General features: G+C 36.7%; 17 protein-coding genes. 14 read left to right on the top strand and 3 right to left on the bottom strand.

Features of this window, described 5'->3' with window-relative positions; all coding sequences use genetic code 11:
* The first annotated feature begins 111 nt into the window (after positions 1–111).
* Positions 112–477: a YoqO family protein gene (locus V7S50_RS02450; RefSeq protein WP_242252032.1), complete on the top strand. Its 366-nt coding sequence runs from the start codon at positions 112–114 to the stop codon at positions 475–477.
* A gap of 18 nt (positions 478–495) precedes the next feature.
* Positions 496–864, top strand: coding sequence for a YoqO family protein (locus V7S50_RS02455; protein WP_242252031.1), 369 nt, complete (start codon positions 496–498; stop codon positions 862–864).
* A 32-nt stretch (positions 865–896) separates the two neighbouring features.
* Here V7S50_RS02455 and V7S50_RS02460 read toward each other — a convergent pair whose 3' ends face one another.
* The 3 genes from V7S50_RS02460 to V7S50_RS02470 form a co-directional block, all read right to left on the bottom strand.
* Positions 897–1,361, bottom strand: coding sequence for a DinB family protein (locus V7S50_RS02460; protein ID WP_242252030.1), 465 nt, complete (start codon positions 1,359–1,361; stop codon positions 897–899).
* Between the two features lie 135 nt (positions 1,362–1,496).
* Complete coding sequence (locus V7S50_RS02465) at positions 1,497–2,567, bottom strand: M24 family metallopeptidase (protein WP_242252029.1); 1,071 nt, start codon at positions 2,565–2,567, stop codon at positions 1,497–1,499.
* 342 nt (positions 2,568–2,909) lie between these two features.
* On the bottom strand, positions 2,910–4,619 hold the full coding sequence (locus V7S50_RS02470; RefSeq protein WP_242252028.1) for an Rqc2 family fibronectin-binding protein: 1,710 nt from the start codon (positions 4,617–4,619) through the stop codon (positions 2,910–2,912).
* Positions 4,620–4,722: 103 nt separating this feature from the next.
* Here V7S50_RS02470 and V7S50_RS02475 point away from each other — a divergent pair, with 103 nt between their 5' ends.
* The 12 genes from V7S50_RS02475 (at position 4,723) to V7S50_RS02530 (ending at position 18,006) form a co-directional block, all read left to right on the top strand.
* A complete protein-coding gene (locus V7S50_RS02475) occupies positions 4,723–7,446 on the top strand; it encodes a calcium-translocating P-type ATPase, SERCA-type (protein ID WP_063221151.1) in 2,724 nt (907 codons plus the stop codon).
* Positions 7,447–7,545: 99 nt separating this feature from the next.
* Positions 7,546–8,421, top strand: a complete 876-nt coding sequence (locus tag V7S50_RS02480) for a YicC/YloC family endoribonuclease (RefSeq protein ID WP_098555016.1) — start codon at positions 7,546–7,548, stop codon at positions 8,419–8,421.
* Between the two features lie 67 nt (positions 8,422–8,488).
* Positions 8,489–8,752, top strand: a complete 264-nt coding sequence (gene remA, locus V7S50_RS02485) for an extracellular matrix/biofilm regulator RemA (RefSeq protein WP_001251456.1) — start codon at positions 8,489–8,491, stop codon at positions 8,750–8,752.
* Between the two features lie 13 nt (positions 8,753–8,765).
* Positions 8,766–9,383: a guanylate kinase gene (gmk, locus tag V7S50_RS02490; RefSeq protein ID WP_001257740.1), complete on the top strand. Its 618-nt coding sequence runs from the start codon at positions 8,766–8,768 to the stop codon at positions 9,381–9,383.
* A gap of 2 nt (positions 9,384–9,385) precedes the next feature.
* The gene (gene rpoZ / locus V7S50_RS02495) at positions 9,386–9,598 is read left to right on the top strand and encodes a DNA-directed RNA polymerase subunit omega (RefSeq protein ID WP_060632012.1); all 213 of its coding nucleotides are present in this window, start codon (positions 9,386–9,388) and stop codon (positions 9,596–9,598) included.
* A 172-nt stretch (positions 9,599–9,770) separates the two neighbouring features.
* On the top strand, positions 9,771–10,976 hold the full coding sequence (gene coaBC / locus V7S50_RS02500; protein WP_242252027.1) for a bifunctional phosphopantothenoylcysteine decarboxylase/phosphopantothenate--cysteine ligase CoaBC: 1,206 nt from the start codon (positions 9,771–9,773) through the stop codon (positions 10,974–10,976).
* On the top strand, positions 10,973–13,378 hold the full coding sequence (gene priA, locus V7S50_RS02505; protein ID WP_063221147.1) for a primosomal protein N': 2,406 nt from the start codon (positions 10,973–10,975) through the stop codon (positions 13,376–13,378). Before coaBC ends, priA begins: the two co-directional genes overlap by 4 nt.
* An 11-nt stretch (positions 13,379–13,389) precedes the next feature.
* Positions 13,390–13,860, top strand: coding sequence for a peptide deformylase (gene def, locus V7S50_RS02510; RefSeq protein WP_060632009.1), 471 nt, complete (start codon positions 13,390–13,392; stop codon positions 13,858–13,860).
* 23 nt (positions 13,861–13,883) lie between these two features.
* Complete coding sequence (fmt, locus tag V7S50_RS02515) at positions 13,884–14,825, top strand: methionyl-tRNA formyltransferase (protein ID WP_336375960.1); 942 nt, start codon at positions 13,884–13,886, stop codon at positions 14,823–14,825.
* Positions 14,822–16,156 (top strand): 16S rRNA (cytosine(967)-C(5))-methyltransferase RsmB, encoded by a 1,335-nt coding sequence (rsmB, locus tag V7S50_RS02520; RefSeq protein ID WP_242252025.1) that lies wholly within the window; start codon positions 14,822–14,824, stop codon positions 16,154–16,156. Before fmt ends, rsmB begins: the two co-directional genes overlap by 4 nt.
* Positions 16,157–16,160: 4 nt before the next feature.
* Positions 16,161–17,249 carry a 23S rRNA (adenine(2503)-C(2))-methyltransferase RlmN gene (rlmN, locus tag V7S50_RS02525; protein WP_063221144.1) on the top strand — a complete coding sequence of 363 codons (1,089 nt, stop codon included), beginning with the start codon at positions 16,161–16,163 and terminating at the stop codon, positions 17,247–17,249.
* Between the two features lie 4 nt (positions 17,250–17,253).
* Positions 17,254–18,006: a Stp1/IreP family PP2C-type Ser/Thr phosphatase gene (locus tag V7S50_RS02530; protein WP_000648696.1), complete on the top strand. Its 753-nt coding sequence runs from the start codon at positions 17,254–17,256 to the stop codon at positions 18,004–18,006.
* Positions 18,007–18,012: the final 6 nt, after the last annotated feature.

The following is an 18,012-nucleotide window of genomic DNA, read 5'->3' on the forward strand; positions in this document are numbered from 1 at the left end:
TATGTGAGTTTAGGAAAAAGAAAAAATGAAATTTCATGTACTGTAATGGTAAGGAGAGAAAATGGATGTTACAATACAATTAATCCTAAAAATGGAATTTAAGGAGGGTTTATGCGCAAAAAAATTGGATTTTGGGGATTCATCATATCTTGTAGTCTATTAATCATTTTAAATCTGTTTACAAACAATGAATGGATAAGTATCTTACCAGTTTTCGGATTTGTTTTTGTTCTGTTATATAACTGGGATGATATAAAACAATATAGCAAGAAAAGTATTGGGATTATGATAGGTATCATTGTTGTTTGCTCATTTTTCATAGGGTTTATTTTAATAGAAGGGCAGAAACAGATGGCGAAAATGTCTATTTTTCAAGAATGGATGTCTTCTGCAAAAGGTCTTTATATTGTAATTGTAGTTGTTATTTTTCTAAGAATTGTTATAAGCATAGCAAGTTACATATTAAAGGCAAAGTAGAATGGGGGAGGAGTACGAATGAGAGAGAAAATAGGGTATTATGGTGTGCTCGTTTGTTTACTATTATCAGTTATTTCAGGGCAATTTCTTAAAAGTGAATGGGTACCAGTTATATTATGTATAGGAGTATTGATTTTTGCTTCTATGTATCGCTGGGATGAGTGGAAAGCATGTAGTCGAAAAAAGAAAATTGTTTTCAGCATCGAGTTCGTCATTATAATTAGCACGATTCCGTTTTTGTTATTGAAAGGAAATGAAATAATAGATGGTATTGTAATGTTTCAAGGGGGGGTATTTATTGTGAAATTGCTATATTTAATATGCATTTTAATTTCGATAGCGGTAGTCGCTAAAAAAGTAAACGAAAAGTTATTCGTTAATGAATAAAAGAAAATGCCACCTTATTCGGTGGCATTTTCTTACTTTACTGAATGAGCTTTTTGCATTTTTTTAATTAAACGAATTTGTCCACGATGATTGATTTCATCTTCAAAAACATGAAACCATTTAAAGTAGTTGTTGGCTGGTTTATCATACCAAAAGTCTGTCGTTTTAAATAACCATTCATCAGGTAACGATTGAAAAGTCTCGATCGTTTTGGAACGTACTTCTTGTAATGTGTTTATGTAAAATTCTATCGAGTTTCCTTTTATTTTCTCGCGGCCAAGATCTCCTAACTCAATAGCAGGTAACCAACGTTCCAATTCAACTTCCGTTGGTTCACGGTCTTCAAAAGTATGAATCTGGTAGTAAAATTCAATAGCGGCCATATGGTGTAATAACATGCCAATTGAATTTGCTTCCTCATCATATAAATAATCAAGTTCTTCCATTGTTAAACCTTCCACCGCTTGCATTGTTGTATAGCGTGCGTAATTCATCATGGAAACAAGTTTGGAAAATTCAACTTGTAAACCATCTATCTTGTCGATTACAAAATTTCCCCCCTCTTTAAACGATGAATCCAGAGAAAGAATTCTATGTGTAGAGAAAAACTCCTTTTAAAAAGGGGCATGATTTTAACAAGGAATAACAATTAGTTCCCGATTTGATTTTGTAATAACCTCATAGCCATCTTTTGTAATGACGATATCATCTTCAATTCTACAACCGCCCCAGTTTGGTATGTAAATACCTGGTTCAACTGTAACAACCATACCTTCTTTTAGAGTAGCCTTACTTTCTTGGGATAGGCGGAGTGGTTCATGAATTTCTAACCCAAGACCATGTCCAGTGGAGTGTCCAAAATATTGACCGTATCCATGCTCTGTAATGTAATCTCTTGTTATATCATCGATACTTTTCGCAGTCTCTCCAGGTTTAATTGCTTCCGTTCCACGTTTTAATGCTTCAAGTACAACACTGTATATCTTTTTGAATTTTTCCGATGGTTCCCCAATCGCTACAGTACGAGTTATATCGGAACAGTATCCGTCGTAAAGTGCACCGAAATCTAATGTGACGATGTCTCCTCGTTCAATTATTTTATTTGATGCAACTCCATGAGGAAGAGAAGAACGAACGCCAGAAGCTACAATAATTTGGAATGATGAGGATGTAGCCCCTTTTTTTCGCATGAAAAATTCTAACTCATCTCGTACATCATTTTCACTTAGTCCTGGTTTTAGAAACGTAAGGATGTGGTGAAATGCTTCGTCAGCGATATTAGCAGCGATTTTCATTGTTTCTATTTCAGGAGTGTCTTTAATAATACGAATATTTTCGATGATTTCGCACACTTGAACCATTTCCGCATGTACGTATTTTTGTAAGTTTTTATATTGTTGCAATGTTATGTTGTTTTCTTCAATTCCTAGTTTTTGAATGTTTAATTTCGATACTTGATTTGCAATTTCTTTTTCTAAATTTCCTTTATGCATAATGATTTCCACATCTTTTATTTGTGACTTCGCTTGATCTACATAGCGAAAATCAGTTATAAAAACAGCTGTATCCGCAGAGATTAAGACGACGCCAGCACTACCAGTAAAGCCTGTTGCATATTGGCGATTTTCTTTTTTGGTAATGAGTAATCCGTCAATTCCGTAATTATGTAGTTGATTTTGGATTTTATTAATTTTTAAAGTCATGTTAATTCCCCCTATTCATAGTATTGAATAAAGCAAATAGTGTGCCAAAGTGTATATTTGAAGAAAGGATGGTAGGGAAAACATATATTTTAGGGGAGATGAAAAAATAGCCCGCAATTTGTGGGAGACTTTTTGTTCATAAAATCCAGATTGCTTCAATAAATGGCAGGGGATGAAAAAATATTGATTGGATTTACACGTGCACTTTATTTATATGCTGTAAAAAAATTTATACAAATGTGAAATGACACTGTCAATTTTTTTGACAATATTGAATGGATATAGCAACTAAATTGAAAATATATAAAAAATGCGTTGCTTATGAGCAACGCATTTTTGTATTTAAGCTTTTAATTTCATTACAGTATCAACATCCGGTGTTACATATACGGTTTGCTGATTGTCGTACGTAACAAAACCAAGTTTTGCACCACTCGGTTTTTTGACATGGCGTATTTTGGTGAAATCAACAGGTACAGAGCTAGACTCTTTTGCTTTACTGTAATAGGCAGCAATTTTTGCAGCTTCTAGTAAAGTTTCTTCAGCAGGCTCTAAAGAACGAATGACAACATGAGAACCAGGTATGTCTTTCGTATGTAGCCAAATTTCATCGCGGCGGGCAAATTTCGTTGTTAAATAATCATTTTGTTTATTGTTTTTACCAACGAAAATCTCTGTGCCATCACTTGCTACATATTTATCTAATACTGGTTTAGTAGGCTTTTTCTTTGCGTTTTTCGTTTTACGATTGCGCATATAACCTTCTTCAGCTAATTCCTCACGAATTTCTTCAATATCTTTTGAAGAAGCAGCTTCCATTTGTTGAAGTAGGCTATCAAAGTAAAGAATTTCTTCATTTGTTTTTTCGATTTGCTCTTCTACAACAACAACTGAATTTTTCGCTTTTTGGTACTTTTGGAAATAGCGTTGCGCATTGTCAGATGGCGTTTTTAAAGGATCTAATGTGATTTTTACAGTTCCGCCATTTTCATCGTAATAGTTAACGACTTCAATATCTTTATCACCTTTTTTCAAAGCATACATATTGGCTGTAAGTAGTTCTCCAAATAGTTGATATTTATCTGCTTTTCCGGCATCTTGTAATGTTTTTTCTAGTTTAATGAGTTTTTTCTCATTTTTATTTTTTTCGTTTTGCATAAAGCGTTCTAAATCATGAGCCTGTTGTTTTACACGGTCGCGCTCTGCTTTTCCGAAAAAGAAACGGTCTAGCAATTCACTAACAGATGAGAACGTCTTGTTTTCACCTTGCAAGTGTGCAAGAGGGAAAAGATAAAAGAATTCTTTCCCATTTGAAGTAGTCATCGTAGGTGAATATGTATGAGTTAATAATGGTTTTTGTATGGAGAAAAATGCGTCCGCCAATGCTTTTTCATTTACCATGCCAGCTTTTTTCACGACTTCTTTTGCGAATAACGGCGATATTCCCGTAAAGGTGCCGACAAGCTGTTTATCCATGTTTCCAGATAAAAAGTCTAGCGGTCTAATAAATTCCTCATTTGTTTCAATCTGAAGTGGGTTAATTTTATGTTGTGCCGGTGGCGCAACATATTCAGCTCCAGCGTATACAGTTCGATGTCGGTTTACTGCTAAAGAAACGTGTTTTAAGCTATCTAAAATATTGTTTGTTTTTGTGTCTACTAAAATGATGTTACTATGTCGTCCCATTATTTCAATTACTAATGTTTTTAGCGATTCATCACCAATTTCATTTCTGCTGCGAACTGTGATTTGAATAATACGCTCTAAATCAATTTGTTCAATTTTTTCAATGAATCCACCTTCTAGATGTTTACGGAGAAGCATACAAAACATTGGCGGAAGTGCAGGTGAATCGTAATTTTGATTTGTTAAGTGTAAACGTGCATATGTCGGATGAGCGGAAAGAATCAGTTTTTGATTTTTTCCGTTTGCTCGAATATGTAATAAAATCTCATATTTTGAAGGTTGATATATTTTGGAAATTCTCCCCGTGTAAAGAGAATTTGCAATTTCATGTGTAATTGCTCTTGTAAATAATCCATCGAATGCCATAAAAACACTCCTTTCTAACTAAAAGTTAATTATAGCATTTTTTTGGACGAGGCTGAATAAGCTTTCAATAGAGTATGTCTGGAATCAGGAGGTCGATAGCAGGATGAACTGGTATGGAATGCGCGCACATGAAGTGGAAGAAAGAACGAATACGAATGTGAAGGTTGGACTTACAGAGAAAGAAGCAGAAGGGCGAATAAAGAAATTTGGTACAAATGAATTAGATGAAGCAAAAAGGCCTTCTGCACTAATGGTCTTTTTAGCGCAATTTAAAGATTTCATGGTACTTGTTTTGTTTGGTGCAACAATCGTTTCGGCTTTTTTAGGGGAATACATTGATTCGATTGCGATTGTTGCAATTGTTATTATCAACGGTATTCTCGGATTTTTCCAAGAAAGAAAGGCTGAAAAGTCATTGGAAGCTTTAAAAGAGCTAGCCGCCCCGCAAGTTACTGTACTGCGGAATGGAAAGTGGGTAAAGGCACCGTCTAAAGCACTCGTTTTAGGTGATGTTATTAAATTTTCTAGTGGCGATCGTATTGGAGCTGATGTACGTCTTGTTGAGGCATCGAGTTTATATATCGAAGAATCAGCTTTGACAGGGGAGTCAGTACCGGTGCAGAAAAAGGTAGAAGCATTGCAAGGGCAAGATGTTTCAATTGGTGATCAAAAAAATATGGCTTTTATGGGTACGATGATTACACGAGGAGCTGGAACAGGGGTCGTTGTAGCAACTGGTATGAATACAGCGATGGGCCAAATTGCAAATATGTTACAAAATGCAGAGCAAATGGAAACACCACTGCAACGAAGATTAGAACAACTCGGAAAAATATTAATTATTGTGGCTCTTGTTTTGACAGCGCTTGTCGTATTAGCCGGTGTGTATCAAGGGAATGAAGTATATCATATGTTTTTAGCTGGCGTGTCGCTAGCTGTTGCTGCTATTCCAGAAGGATTGCCAGCAATTGTTACAGTAGCTTTATCGCTTGGTGTACAGCGTATGATAAAAAAGAGAGCGATTGTAAGGAAATTACCAGCGGTAGAAACGTTAGGTTGTGCTTCTGTTATATGCTCTGATAAAACAGGGACGATGACGCAAAACAAAATGATGGTAACACATATGTGGTCAGGTGGAGAGTTGTGGAAAGTGACAGGTCAAGGGTATGAACCTAATGGATCCTTTCTGAAAGGTGAAAAAGAAGTTGATCCAGCTAAGACGAAAGCACTATATCAACTACTCACATTTGGTTCACTATGTAACAATGCAAATATTATTCAAAAGAAAAAGGCGTATGTATTAGATGGAGATCCAACAGAGGGGGCGCTTGTAGCTGCAGCAATGAAAGCGGGGATAACGCGTGAGGCACTGAAAGGGAAATTTGAAATCATTCGTGAATTTCCGTTTGATTCAACTCGAAAAATGATGAGTGTGATTGTACGAGATAGAGAAGGGAAAAAGTTTGTCGTTACGAAGGGAGCACCAGATGTCCTTCTGCAAATGAGTCAAACGATTTTATGGGGAGATAAGCAGCAACCAATAAGTGAATTGTATAGAAAAGAAGTACAGGCGGCTATTCATAGTTTAGGTAGTCAAGCGCTGCGAACAATTGCAGTTGCATTTAAACCATTAAAAGTAACAGATTCTACCGAACATGAAAGAGACGTTGAAAAGGATTTTATGTTAGTTGGGATACAAGGTATGATTGATCCACCAAGACCAGAAGTAGAGCAGGCTGTAAAAGAGTGCAGAGAAGCTGGTATTCGAACAGTGATGATTACAGGTGATCATAAAGTGACAGCAATGGCGATTGCGGAACAATTAGGGGTTTTACCACAAGGTGGACGCGTTGTTGAAGGAGTAGAACTCGCAAATATGGATGTAGAAGAACTAGAAAATGTTGTAGAAGATACGTATGTATTTGCTCGTGTATCACCAGAACATAAATTGAAAATTGTTAAGGCTTTGCAAAATAAAGGACATATAGTAGCGATGACAGGTGATGGGGTGAACGATGCTCCAGCTATAAAAACAGCGGATATTGGGATTGCGATGGGAATTACAGGGACAGACGTTGCGAAAGAAGCATCATCTCTTGTCTTGCTGGACGATAATTTTGCTACGATTAAATCAGCAATTAAAGAAGGTAGAAATATATACGAGAATATACGTAAGTTTATTCGTTATTTATTAGCATCGAACGTAGGAGAAATTTTAGTCATGTTATTTGCGATGTTACTTGCATTGCCGCTGCCGATGGTTCCAATCCAAATTTTATGGGTGAACTTAGTTACTGACGGTTTACCGGCGATGGCACTAGGTTTGGATAAGGCTGAAGGAGACGTGATGAAGAGAACGCCGCGTCATCCGAAAGAAGGGGTATTTGCTAGAGGGCTTGCATGGAAAATTTTAAGCCGTGGCTTTCTAATTGGAGCAGTGACGTTAGTGGCGTTTATTATTGCATATAATCAACATCCAAATGAACTGAAATATGCACAAACTGTAGCATTCGCAACGTTGGTACTTGCTCAGCTTATTCATGTATTTGATTGCCGAAGTGAGCATTCTGTTTTTCACCGCAATCCATTTGGAAATGTGTATTTAGTAGGGGCGGTTATCATTTCATTACTACTCATGCTCGTCGTTATATATTACCCACCGTTACAACCGATTTTTAGCACGATGCCAATACAAGCAAGAGATTGGTTGTTAATTGGAGGTTTGTCATCAATTCCGACCTTCTTATTAGTAGGTTCTTTATTAACAGGGAAAAAGGGGAAGAAAGAAAAGCCAGTATTATATAAGAAGGGATTAAACTTGAAATAGTCAATGATATGAAAATGTGATATAATTTACAGAAGGTAGTAGAGCCTTGTCTCTATTACCTTTTTCATTGAGTTATTTCATGGCTTGGATGTGATAAAAATGATTTGTAGTATGACAGGATTTGGAAGGTCGAAAGTGGAAAATGGTACTTTTCAAATTACAGTAGAAATGAAATCAGTGAACCACCGTTTTCTAGAGATGAGTATTCGACTTCCGAAGCAAATGATGGTATTTGAAGACAAAATTCGTAAAATAATTGCACAGCAAGTTCGACGTGGACGCATTGAAGTGTCTATTAGTATAACGGGTGAAGGGCTTGTTGAAAGAAAATTAAGTGTGAATTGGTCGCTTCTTGAGCAGTACCAATCGATTATGGAAGATATAAAAGGAAAATTTCAATTACAAGATTCTATTACACTCGGGCAATTAATGGCAATGCCAGAAGTAACAGCGATTGAAGAAGCTGAAAATGTAAATGAACAATTTGAGAACAGTTTATATGAGGCTGTTCGCCAAGCTGCTCATATGTTAAAAACGATGAGAGATGGCGAAGGAGAACGATTACATAAAGATATAGCGTATCGTTTACAAGAGATTCACAATTGTGTAAATGCAGTTATTCCGCATGCACCGATTGTTACACAAAAATATCGTGAACGATTAGAAAATCGCTTAAAAGAATTACATAATCAAGATCTAGATGAACAAAGATTGTTAACAGAAGTCGCAATCTTTGCAGAACGTTGTGATATTCACGAAGAGTTAGTTCGTTTGCAAAGTCATTTAGAGCAATTTCGTGAAACACTGCAGATTGAAGAACCTGTTGGAAGAAAAATGGATTTCATCGTGCAAGAGATGCATAGAGAAATTAATACAATTGGTTCTAAGGCAAATGACTTAACAATTTCAAAATATGTTGTAGAAATGAAAAATAACCTTGAAAAAATTCGTGAACAAGTACAAAATATTGAGTAGCTTTCAAAAAATATATAAAGTTATACGTGGTGGAGAAATCGGATAGACTTACTAGGAGGCGCAAACTATGGCCATGCGGTTTTTAAATATTGGATACGGAAATATTGTATCTGCTCATCGAATTATTGCTATTGTAAGTCCGGAGTCAGCTCCTATTAAACGAACAGTACAGGAAGCACGCGAACATAATGCTTTACTTGATGCTACGTATGGGAGAAAAACAAGGGCGGTTATTGTTATGGATGATGGGCATGTTGTATTAAGTCCAATTCAGCCAGAGACGATTGCACATCGTTTGAATAATAAAGAAGATTTAAGTGAGGAAGGGTAGGTTTTACATATTTATGAGAAGTAGAAGAGGATTGCTCATCGTTCTTTCAGGACCTTCTGGGGTTGGTAAAGGAACGGTTCGAAAAGAGCTGTTTAGTCATGAGGATACACGTTTTCAGTACTCCATTTCAGTAACGACACGTAAGCCACGTGAAGGTGAAGTGGATGGTGTGGATTATTTCTTTAAAGAGAGAGAAGAATTTGAGGAAATGATTCGTAATGAAAAATTACTTGAGTGGGCTGAGTTCGTAGGTAATTATTACGGAACACCGATTGACTATGTTGAAAAAACATTACAAGAAGGAAAAGATGTATTCTTAGAAATTGAAGTGCAAGGAGCAATTCAAGTTAAGAAAGCTTTCCCAGAAGGTGTATTTATTTTCTTAGCACCCCCAAGTTTATCTGAACTAAAGAACCGTATTGTCGGCCGTGGTACAGAAACTGAAGATGTTATTGAAAATCGTTTAACGGTAGCGAAAGAAGAAATCGAAATGATGGACGCTTACGACTATGTTGTAGAAAACGATCAAGTTGAATTAGCTTGTGAAAGAATTAAAGCAATTGTGGTTGGTGAACATTGCCGCCGCGAAAGAGTAGCAAAATATTATAAAGAAATGACGGAGGGTCTATAATTATGTTAAATCCATCAATTGATTCATTATTAACAAAAATCGATTCTAAATATACACTTGTAACAGTAGCTGCAAAGCGTGCACGTGAAATGCAACTTGCGGACAATTGTGTTATTGAAAAGCCTGTTTCTCATAAATGTGTGGGTAAATCATTAGAAGAAATCGATGCAGAAGTATTAAAATATGTACCAAGTGAAGGCAAAATAATTGATTAAGACCTTCTTTTCGACAAATTAAAACATAGACTTTATAATTTTCTATGTAACGGTAACAACCTATTTACAAGTAGGTTGTTATTTTTTTACGGTAGGAAAGAAATATTGGTACTGACGAGCTGAGAATTTTGTTTCAGTATTATAAGTTTGAAAAAGAAAGAGGACGAGCCATATGCTAAAAGGGAAAAAGATACTTTTATGTGTAACAGGAGGCATTGCAGTCTTTAAAGGGGCTGCATTAACGAGTAAATTGACACAAGCTGGTGCTATTGTAAAAGTAATGATGAGTGAGTCAGCAATGAAGTTTGTTACACCTCTTACATTCCAAGCGCTTTCTCGCCATGATGTATATACGGATACATTCGATGAGAAAGACTCAGCTGTTATTGCTCATATCGATTTAGCAGATTGGGCAGATGTTGTACTTGTTGCACCAGCTACAGCTAATTGTATTGGAAAGTTAGCTAACGGTATTGCAGATGATATGATTACAACTACTTTGTTAGCTACTACAGCCCCAGTGTGGATTGCACCTGCTATGAATGTGCATATGTATGAAAATAAAATTGTTCAAAAAAATATGATGACGTTAAAAACGTTAGGATATACATTTATTGAGCCTGGAGAAGGTTTTTTAGCTTGTGGTTATGTAGCGAAGGGAAGATTAGAAGAACCAGAAGCGATTATTGCAGAGTTAGAAGAGGCCTTTTCAGAAAAAAAACCATTGCAAGGAAAAAAGATATTAATAACTGCTGGTCCAACTCGTGAAAAGATTGATCCAGTTCGTTTTATGACCAATTTTTCTTCTGGAAAAATGGGATATGCGCTTGCAGAAGTGGCAGCGAACTTAGGTGCTGATGTCATACTCGTTTCGGGACCGACAGCATTAAATCCACCAGTACATGTAACGACAGTGCAAGTGGAATCTGCACAAGATATGTTAGAGGCAGTACTTCAACATTATCAGAACGTAGATGTTGTCATTAAAACAGCAGCAGTTGCAGATTATCGCCCGAAATATGTTCATGATAATAAAATGAAAAAGAAAAATGGTGATGCTGTAATTGAACTAGAGAGAACAGTAGATATTTTAAAAACGTTAGGTGAAAAGAAAGACCAACAGTTACTTATCGGTTTTGCGGCTGAAACGACAAATGTAGAAGAATACGCAACGAGAAAATTGCGTGAAAAAAATGCAAATATGATTGTTGCGAATGATGTAAAAGCGCAAGGAGCTGGATTTGGTACAGATACGAATATTGTAACAATGTATAGAAAAGATGGAGAGATTATCGAGTTACCACTTTTAACGAAGAAAGAAGTTGCGCGTGAAATATTAAAGCAAATTGAAATGATGTTAGAAGATGGTCGTCTATGAAATTTGCAAGTGTAATTGTTGATGTACCTGCACGTCAGACAGATCGACCATTTGATTATATTATCCCTAAAAAATGGGAAGATATTGTCCAGACAGGCATGCGTGTAGTAGTTCCATTTGGCCCAAGGAAATTGCAAGGTTTTATTATTGGGATCAAAGATTCGGCTGAAGTAGAAAGCAAGAAGTTAAAGACAATCCATGAAATATTAGATGTAACGCCGGTTTTGAACGAGGAATTATTAAAACTTGGATATTGGCTTACAAGTGAAACGTTATGTTATATGATTTCAGCTTTTCAAGTCATGCTTCCAACAGCGATAAAAGCAACATATAAAAAGCGTCTACAACTTCGTAAACAAGAAGAAGTAGCGCCTGAACTACTGTTTTTATTTCAGAATAAAGAGGCGATAGAATGGGAAGCGATTGAGACGCAGCCGCATCTATACCGCACAATTCAACAAGAAATTAAAAATGGTACGATTGAAGTTGTTTATCAGGTAAAAGATAAAGTGCAAAAGAAGAAACAAAGAGTTGTTCAACCGGAGTTGCCAGAAGATAAATTAGAATTAGCAGCATTTGAACTGAAAAGTAAAAAACAACAAGATGTACTCTATTATTTTGTGGAAAATTATAAAAGTGTGCCGTTGAAAGTGATAACAGAAGAGTTGCAAATAACAGATGCTCCAATTAAAGCACTTGTTAAAAAGGGGCTAATCTCAGAAAAGTATGTGGAAGTATATCGGAATCCATATGACGATGATGATTTTGAACAAACGAAACCATTCCCACTTACGGAGGAACAAGAGCGAGTTATTGCACCAATTTTATCATCAATTGCAAATGAAACTTACAATCCATTTTTACTATATGGTGTTACAGGAAGCGGAAAGACAGAAGTATATTTACAATCTATAGCAGAGGTGCTCGAGAAAGGAAAAGAAGCGATTGTGCTTGTTCCTGAAATTGCACTAACACCTCAGATGGTAGATCGTTTCAAAGGTAGATTTGGCTCGCAAGTTGCGGTTCTTCATAGTGCGCTGTCTGTTGGAGAAAAATATGATGAATGGCGTAAGATTTTAAGAAAAGAAGTGAAAGTCGTAGTTGGTGCACGTTCAGCTGTATTTGCTCCTTTTGAAAATTTAGGGATTATTATTATTGATGAGGAGCATGAATCGAGCTATAAGCAGGAAGATAATCCGAGGTATCATGCAAGGGATGTAGCTGTGTGGAGGGGACAGTATCATAAATGTCCTATCGTTCTTGGTAGTGCGACACCGACACTTGAATCGTTTGCAAGAGCGAAAAAAGGTGTGTACGAATTACTAACGATGGAAAAGCGTATGAACGAACAAGCCTTACCGACAGTAGAAATTGTTGATATGCGTGAAGAACTTCGTGACGGGAATCGTTCCATGTTTTCGAAGGCACTGCATGAAAAAATAGCAGATCGATTAGAAAAGAAAGAACAAATGGTGCTCTTTTTAAATAGAAGAGGTCATTCTACATTTGTTATGTGCCGGGATTGCGGGTATGTTGTACAATGTCCGCATTGTGATATCTCGCTCACATATCATAAAATGAACCATCGTTTAAAATGTCATTATTGCAGTTACGAAGAGAATATGCCGACTGCGTGTCCTGCTTGTCAAAGTACATATATTCGTTTCTTTGGTACAGGTACACAAAAGGTAGAAGAAGAAATTACAAAACTATTTCCAGAAGCACGAGTCATTCGGATGGATGTAGATACGACAAGTCGCAAAGGAATGCATGAAAAATTATTAAAGGCGTTCGGGGAAGAAAAAGCAGATATATTACTTGGAACGCAAATGATTGCGAAAGGATTAGATTTTCCTAAAGTAACACTCGTCGGAGTTTTAACTGCAGATACGATGCTTCACTTACCAGATTTTCGGGCGAGTGAAAAGACTTATCAGTTGTTGACGCAAGTAAGTGGACGAGCAGGCAGACATGAATTACCAGGGGAAGTTATAATTCAAACGTATACGCCAGAACATTACAGTATAGAGTTAGCAAAGAACCAACAATATGATGTGTTTTTTGACCAAGAAATGCAGATGAGACGAACGAGACAATATCCACCTTATTACTATGTTGTACTTGTGACGGTATCTCACCCGGAATTATTAAAGGCAGTACAAGTGACGGAAAAAATTGTCGGTCATTTACGGTCACACTGCACAGAGCAAACAATGGTGTTAGGACCGGTTGCTTCAGCAATTCCAAGGATAAAAGATAGATATCGTTATCAATGCATGATAAAATACAAACGGGAACCAAACTTAAAGAACGTGCTCAAAATGGTAAATGAACATTATCAAGCAGAAATGCAAAAAGAGCTACAAATCTCAATTGATTTTAATCCAACAATGTTAATGTAGCGGAGGGAAATATGGCAGTTTTAGAAATAGTAAAGCATCCAAATGAAGTGTTAGAAGCACCGTGTGAAAGAGTAATTAACTTTGATAAAAAGTTAGTGAAATTGTTGAAAGATATGCATGAAACAATGTTAATTGCGGACGGAGTCGGTTTAGCTGCGCCTCAAGTAGGTGTAAGCTTGCAAGTTGCGGTAGTTGATATCGGTGATGATACTGGAAAGATTGAGTTAATCAATCCGTCGATATTAGAAAAACGTGGTGAACAAGTAGGTCCCGAAGGCTGTTTAAGCTTCCCGGGACTTTATGGTGAAGTGGAACGTGCGGATTATATTAAAGTACGTGCACAAAATCGCCGAGGTAAAGTGTTTTTACTAGAAGCAGAAGGGTTTTTAGCGCGTGCAATTCAACATGAAATCGATCATTTACACGGTGTGTTATTTACATCGAAAGTGACAAGATACTATGAGGAAAACGAATTAGAATAGGTGTTAAAAGGAGCGGTTTTTAAATGATAAAAGTAGTATTTATGGGAACACCGGACTTTTCAGTGCCGGTGCTTCGTCGTCTTATTGAAGATGGCTATGATGTAATAGGTGTTGTGACGCAACCAGATCGTCCAGTAGGGAGAAAAAAAGTATTAACATCAACACCTGTTAAAGTTGAAGCAGAAAAACACGGTATTCCAGTGTTACAACCGCTAAGAATTCGTGAAAAAGATGAATATGAAAAAGTATTGGCATTAGAGCCAGATTTAATTGTAACAGCTGCGTTCGGTCAGATTGTACCAAATGAAATTTTAGAAGCACCGAAGTACGGATGTATAAATGTCCACGCTTCTTTACTTCCAGAACTTCGTGGTGGTGCACCAATCCATTATGCAATTATGGAAGGTAAAGAAAAAACGGGTATTACAATTATGTATATGGTAGAAAAATTGGATGCTGGTGATATCTTAACGCAAGTAGAAGTGGAAATTGAAGAGCGTGAAACGACAGGCTCGTTATTCGATAAGTTAAGTGAAGCAGGAGCACACCTTCTATCCAAAACAGTACCTTTATTAATTCAAGGTAAGTTAGAACCAATTAAACAAAATGAAGAAGTAACGTTTGCATATAATATAAAACGTGAGCAAGAGAAAATTGATTGGACAAAAACAGGTGAAGAAGTATACAATCACATTCGCGGATTGAATCCATGGCCAGTTGCTTATACAACTTTAGCAGGACAAGTTGTGAAAGTATGGTGGGGAGAAAAAGTACCTGTAACGAAAGCGGCTGAAGCTGGTACGATTGTTGCGATCGAAGAAGATGGCTTTGTTGTAGCAACTGGTAATGAAACAGGTGTTAAAATTACTGAATTGCAACCTTCTGGTAAAAAGCGTATGAGTTGTTCGCAATTTTTACGTGGTACAAAACCTGAAATTGGAACGAAGTTAGGAGAAAATGCATGAGAAAAAATGTTCGTGAATTAGCTCTTGATGGTTTAATTCAAGTAGAAAAAAGTGGTGCATACAGTAACTTACTTTTAAATAATCTAATTGAAAAAAATGAAATTGATAGAAAAGATATTGGTTTATTAACTGAAATTGTATATGGAACGATTCAACGCCGTGACACATTAGATTATTATTTACAGCCCTTTTTAAAAAAGAAGGTTGAGGCGTGGGTAAGAGTATTGCTTCGCTTATCTTTATATCAAATGATTTATTTAGATAGAGTGCCCGAAAGAGCGGCTATTCATGAAGCGGTTGAGATTGCAAAGCGTCGCGGGCATAAAGGAATTGCTGGTATGGTAAATGGTGTACTACGTTCGATTCAGAGAGAAGGGGTACCTTCTGTAGATGAAATCAAGGATCCAGTAGAACGTCTGGCAATTGCAACAAGTCATCCAGTTTGGCTTGTCCAAGAGTGGACTTCAGAATTTGGTTTAGAAACTGCAGAGAAAATGTGTGAAGTGAACATGTTACCACCTGTACCAACAGCACGTGTAAATGTTGATAAAATAACAGTAGAAGAAGCAATTGAGTTGCTGGCTAGTGAAGGTATAGAAGCGAAGCGTGGCGATTTGTCAGATGATGCAATTCAAATTGAAAGAGGGAATGTAGCGCATACAGATGCGTTCAAAAAAGGTTTTCTTTCTATTCAAGATGAAAGTTCTATGCTGGTAGCACGCGCTTTAGAACCGAATGAGGGAGATGTAGTTCTTGATAGCTGTGCTGCTCCGGGCGGAAAAACAACGCACATCGCAGAGCGATTAAAAGGAACTGGTAAAGTTATGTCTCTTGATTTACATGCGCACAAAGTACGTTTAATTAAACAACAAGCAGAGCGACTTGGTCTAGAAAATGTCGAAACAAAAGCACTAGATGCTAGAAAAGTGCAAGAACACTTTGCGAATGAAACGTTTGATAAAATATTAGTAGATGCACCATGTTCTGGATTTGGTGTAATTAGACGTAAGCCTGATATTAAATTAGGTAAAGATAAAGGCGATAGTGAAAGATTATCGACGATTCAACTTGCAATACTAGAAAAAATAGCACCGTTATTAAAACAAGGTGGTCGCCTTGTTTATAGTACGTGCACAATTGAGAAAATAGAAAATAAACAAGTAATAGAACGATTTTTACAAGAGCATCCTGAATTTGAGTGGGATACTACGATAAAAGAGCGTATGCCAGAAAAGTTAAGTCAGTATATTGATGAAGGTCAAGTACAAATTTTACCGCATTATTTTGCAACAGATGGCTTTTATATTGCTTGTTTAAGGAAGAAGGTGTAGCATCGTGGAAACGACTGTGAGAAAACAAAAGAAAAATTTAGAAACGAAAAAACCATCAATTTACTCTTTACAACTCCATGAAATGCAAGATTGGTTAAAGGAACAAGGAGAACCAAAATTCCGTGCTGGACAAATTTTTGATTGGTTATATAAAAAACGTGTAAAAAATTATGAGGATATGTCAAACCTTTCTAAAGGATTGCGTGATAAATTGTCGAATTCCTTTGATATTACTACTTTAAACACGTTAGTAAAACAAACGTCTTCCGATGGAACAATTAAATTCTTATTCCAATTATATGATGGATATTCTATTGAAACGGTATTAATGCGACATGAGTATGGAAATTCCATTTGTGTAACAACGCAAGTGGGTTGTCGTATTGGTTGTACGTTCTGTGCTTCGACGCTTGGCGGTTTAAAGCGAAACCTAGAAGCTGGAGAAATTGTAGCACAAGTAGTTGAAGTGCAGCGTGCACTTGATGAATCAGAAGAACGTGTAAGTTCTCTTGTTGTTATGGGAATTGGAGAACCATTTGATAACTACGATAATTTAATGGGATTCTTACGCATCATTAACCATGAGAAAGGACTTCATATTGGTGCAAGACATATGACAGTTTCGACGAGTGGAATTATCCCGAAAATTTATAAGTTCGCTGAAGAAGACTTACAAATTAATTTTGCGATTTCATTGCATGCTCCAAACTCAGAATTACGTTCAAAATTAATGCCGATTAACCGTGCTTATAAGCTGCCTGATTTAATGGAAGCTATTAAATACTATGTAAATAGAACAGGGCGTCGTATTACTTTTGAATATGGACTATTTGGAGGCGAAAATGACCAAGTTGAGCATGCTGAAGAGCTTGCTGTACTCTTAAAAGGTGTAAAATGTCATGTGAACTTAATTCCGGTAAACTACGTACCTGAACGTGATTATGTACGTACGCCACGTGAACAAATTTTCTTGTTTGAAAAAACGTTAAAAGATCGTGGAGTGAATGTAACAATTCGCCGTGAACAAGGTCATGATATTGATGCAGCCTGCGGTCAGTTGCGTGCGAAGGAGCGTAAAGAAGAGACGAGGTGACGAGATGAAGGCCGTGTTTCTATCAGATAAAGGAAAAGTTCGTCAACATAATGAAGATAGTGCAGGAGTTTTTCACAATTTAGATGGAAATATTTTAGCGGTAGTAGCAGATGGAATGGGAGGTCATCGAGCTGGTGATGTAGCTAGCTCGATGACCATTCAATTATTCCATGATTATTGGAAGCAAACGCATAATATGAATGAGCCAAAAAAAGTAGAAGAGTGGTTACATACTAGTGTTGGGATTATTAATGAGCGTATATATGAGTACTCCAAGCAACATGTAGAATGTAATGGCATGGGAACAACACTTATAATAGCGATTTGTACGCCGAATTTTGTGACAATAGGTCATATAGGAGATAGTCGTTGTTATATGGTATCAGAAGGGGAAATCTCGCTTGTAACGGAAGATCACTCACTTGTGAATGAACTTGTGAGACATGGTGAAATTTCAAAAGAAGACGCAGAATATCACCCAAAAAAGAATGTTTTGTTAAGAGCATTAGGAACAGAAGAAAAAGTCGGATTAGATGTTAAAACATTGGTGCTTGAGGAAGATGATCAGTTACTTCTTTGCTCTGATGGATTATCTAATAAAGTTTCTATCGCTGATATGCAACAAGTTTTACAGTTAAATGAACAGCTTGAAACTAAGGGACAACGTCTCATTCAATTGGCGAATGATCGTGGCGGGGAAGATAATATCACCCTTGTTCTTATTGATTATGCGGGTTCGACAAACGAAAGTAGGTGAAGTGCA

This window comes from Bacillus sp. CCNWLW194 (assembly GCF_037120585.1).
GTDB classification, from domain to species: domain Bacteria; phylum Bacillota; class Bacilli; order Bacillales; family Bacillaceae_G; genus Bacillus_A; species Bacillus_A basilensis.

Excerpts from the sequence above, each read along its gene's own strand:
- priA (WP_063221147.1), top strand. The coding sequence starts at position 10,973 with ATGAAATTTGCAAGTGTAATTGTTGATGTACCTGCACGTCAGACAGAT.
- V7S50_RS02460 (WP_242252030.1), bottom strand. The coding sequence starts at position 1,361 with ATGATGAATTACGCACGCTATACAACAATGCAAGCGGTGGAAGGTTTA.
- V7S50_RS02470 (WP_242252028.1), bottom strand. The coding sequence starts at position 4,619 with ATGGCATTCGATGGATTATTTACAAGAGCAATTACACATGAAATTGCA.
- V7S50_RS02450 (WP_242252032.1), top strand. The coding sequence starts at position 112 with ATGCGCAAAAAAATTGGATTTTGGGGATTCATCATATCTTGTAGTCTA.
- def (WP_060632009.1), top strand. The coding sequence starts at position 13,390 with ATGGCAGTTTTAGAAATAGTAAAGCATCCAAATGAAGTGTTAGAAGCA.
- gmk (WP_001257740.1), top strand. The coding sequence starts at position 8,766 with ATGAGAAGTAGAAGAGGATTGCTCATCGTTCTTTCAGGACCTTCTGGG.
- V7S50_RS02480 (WP_098555016.1), top strand. The coding sequence starts at position 7,546 with ATGATTTGTAGTATGACAGGATTTGGAAGGTCGAAAGTGGAAAATGGT.
- rsmB (WP_242252025.1), top strand. The coding sequence starts at position 14,822 with ATGAGAAAAAATGTTCGTGAATTAGCTCTTGATGGTTTAATTCAAGTA.
- V7S50_RS02530 (WP_000648696.1), top strand. The coding sequence starts at position 17,254 with ATGAAGGCCGTGTTTCTATCAGATAAAGGAAAAGTTCGTCAACATAAT.
- V7S50_RS02465 (WP_242252029.1), bottom strand. The coding sequence starts at position 2,567 with ATGACTTTAAAAATTAATAAAATCCAAAATCAACTACATAATTACGGA.
- coaBC (WP_242252027.1), top strand. The coding sequence starts at position 9,771 with ATGCTAAAAGGGAAAAAGATACTTTTATGTGTAACAGGAGGCATTGCA.
- V7S50_RS02475 (WP_063221151.1), top strand. The coding sequence starts at position 4,723 with ATGAACTGGTATGGAATGCGCGCACATGAAGTGGAAGAAAGAACGAAT.
- V7S50_RS02455 (WP_242252031.1), top strand. The coding sequence starts at position 496 with ATGAGAGAGAAAATAGGGTATTATGGTGTGCTCGTTTGTTTACTATTA.
- rpoZ (WP_060632012.1), top strand. The coding sequence starts at position 9,386 with ATGTTAAATCCATCAATTGATTCATTATTAACAAAAATCGATTCTAAA.
- remA (WP_001251456.1), top strand. The coding sequence starts at position 8,489 with ATGGCCATGCGGTTTTTAAATATTGGATACGGAAATATTGTATCTGCT.
- fmt (WP_336375960.1), top strand. The coding sequence starts at position 13,884 with ATGATAAAAGTAGTATTTATGGGAACACCGGACTTTTCAGTGCCGGTG.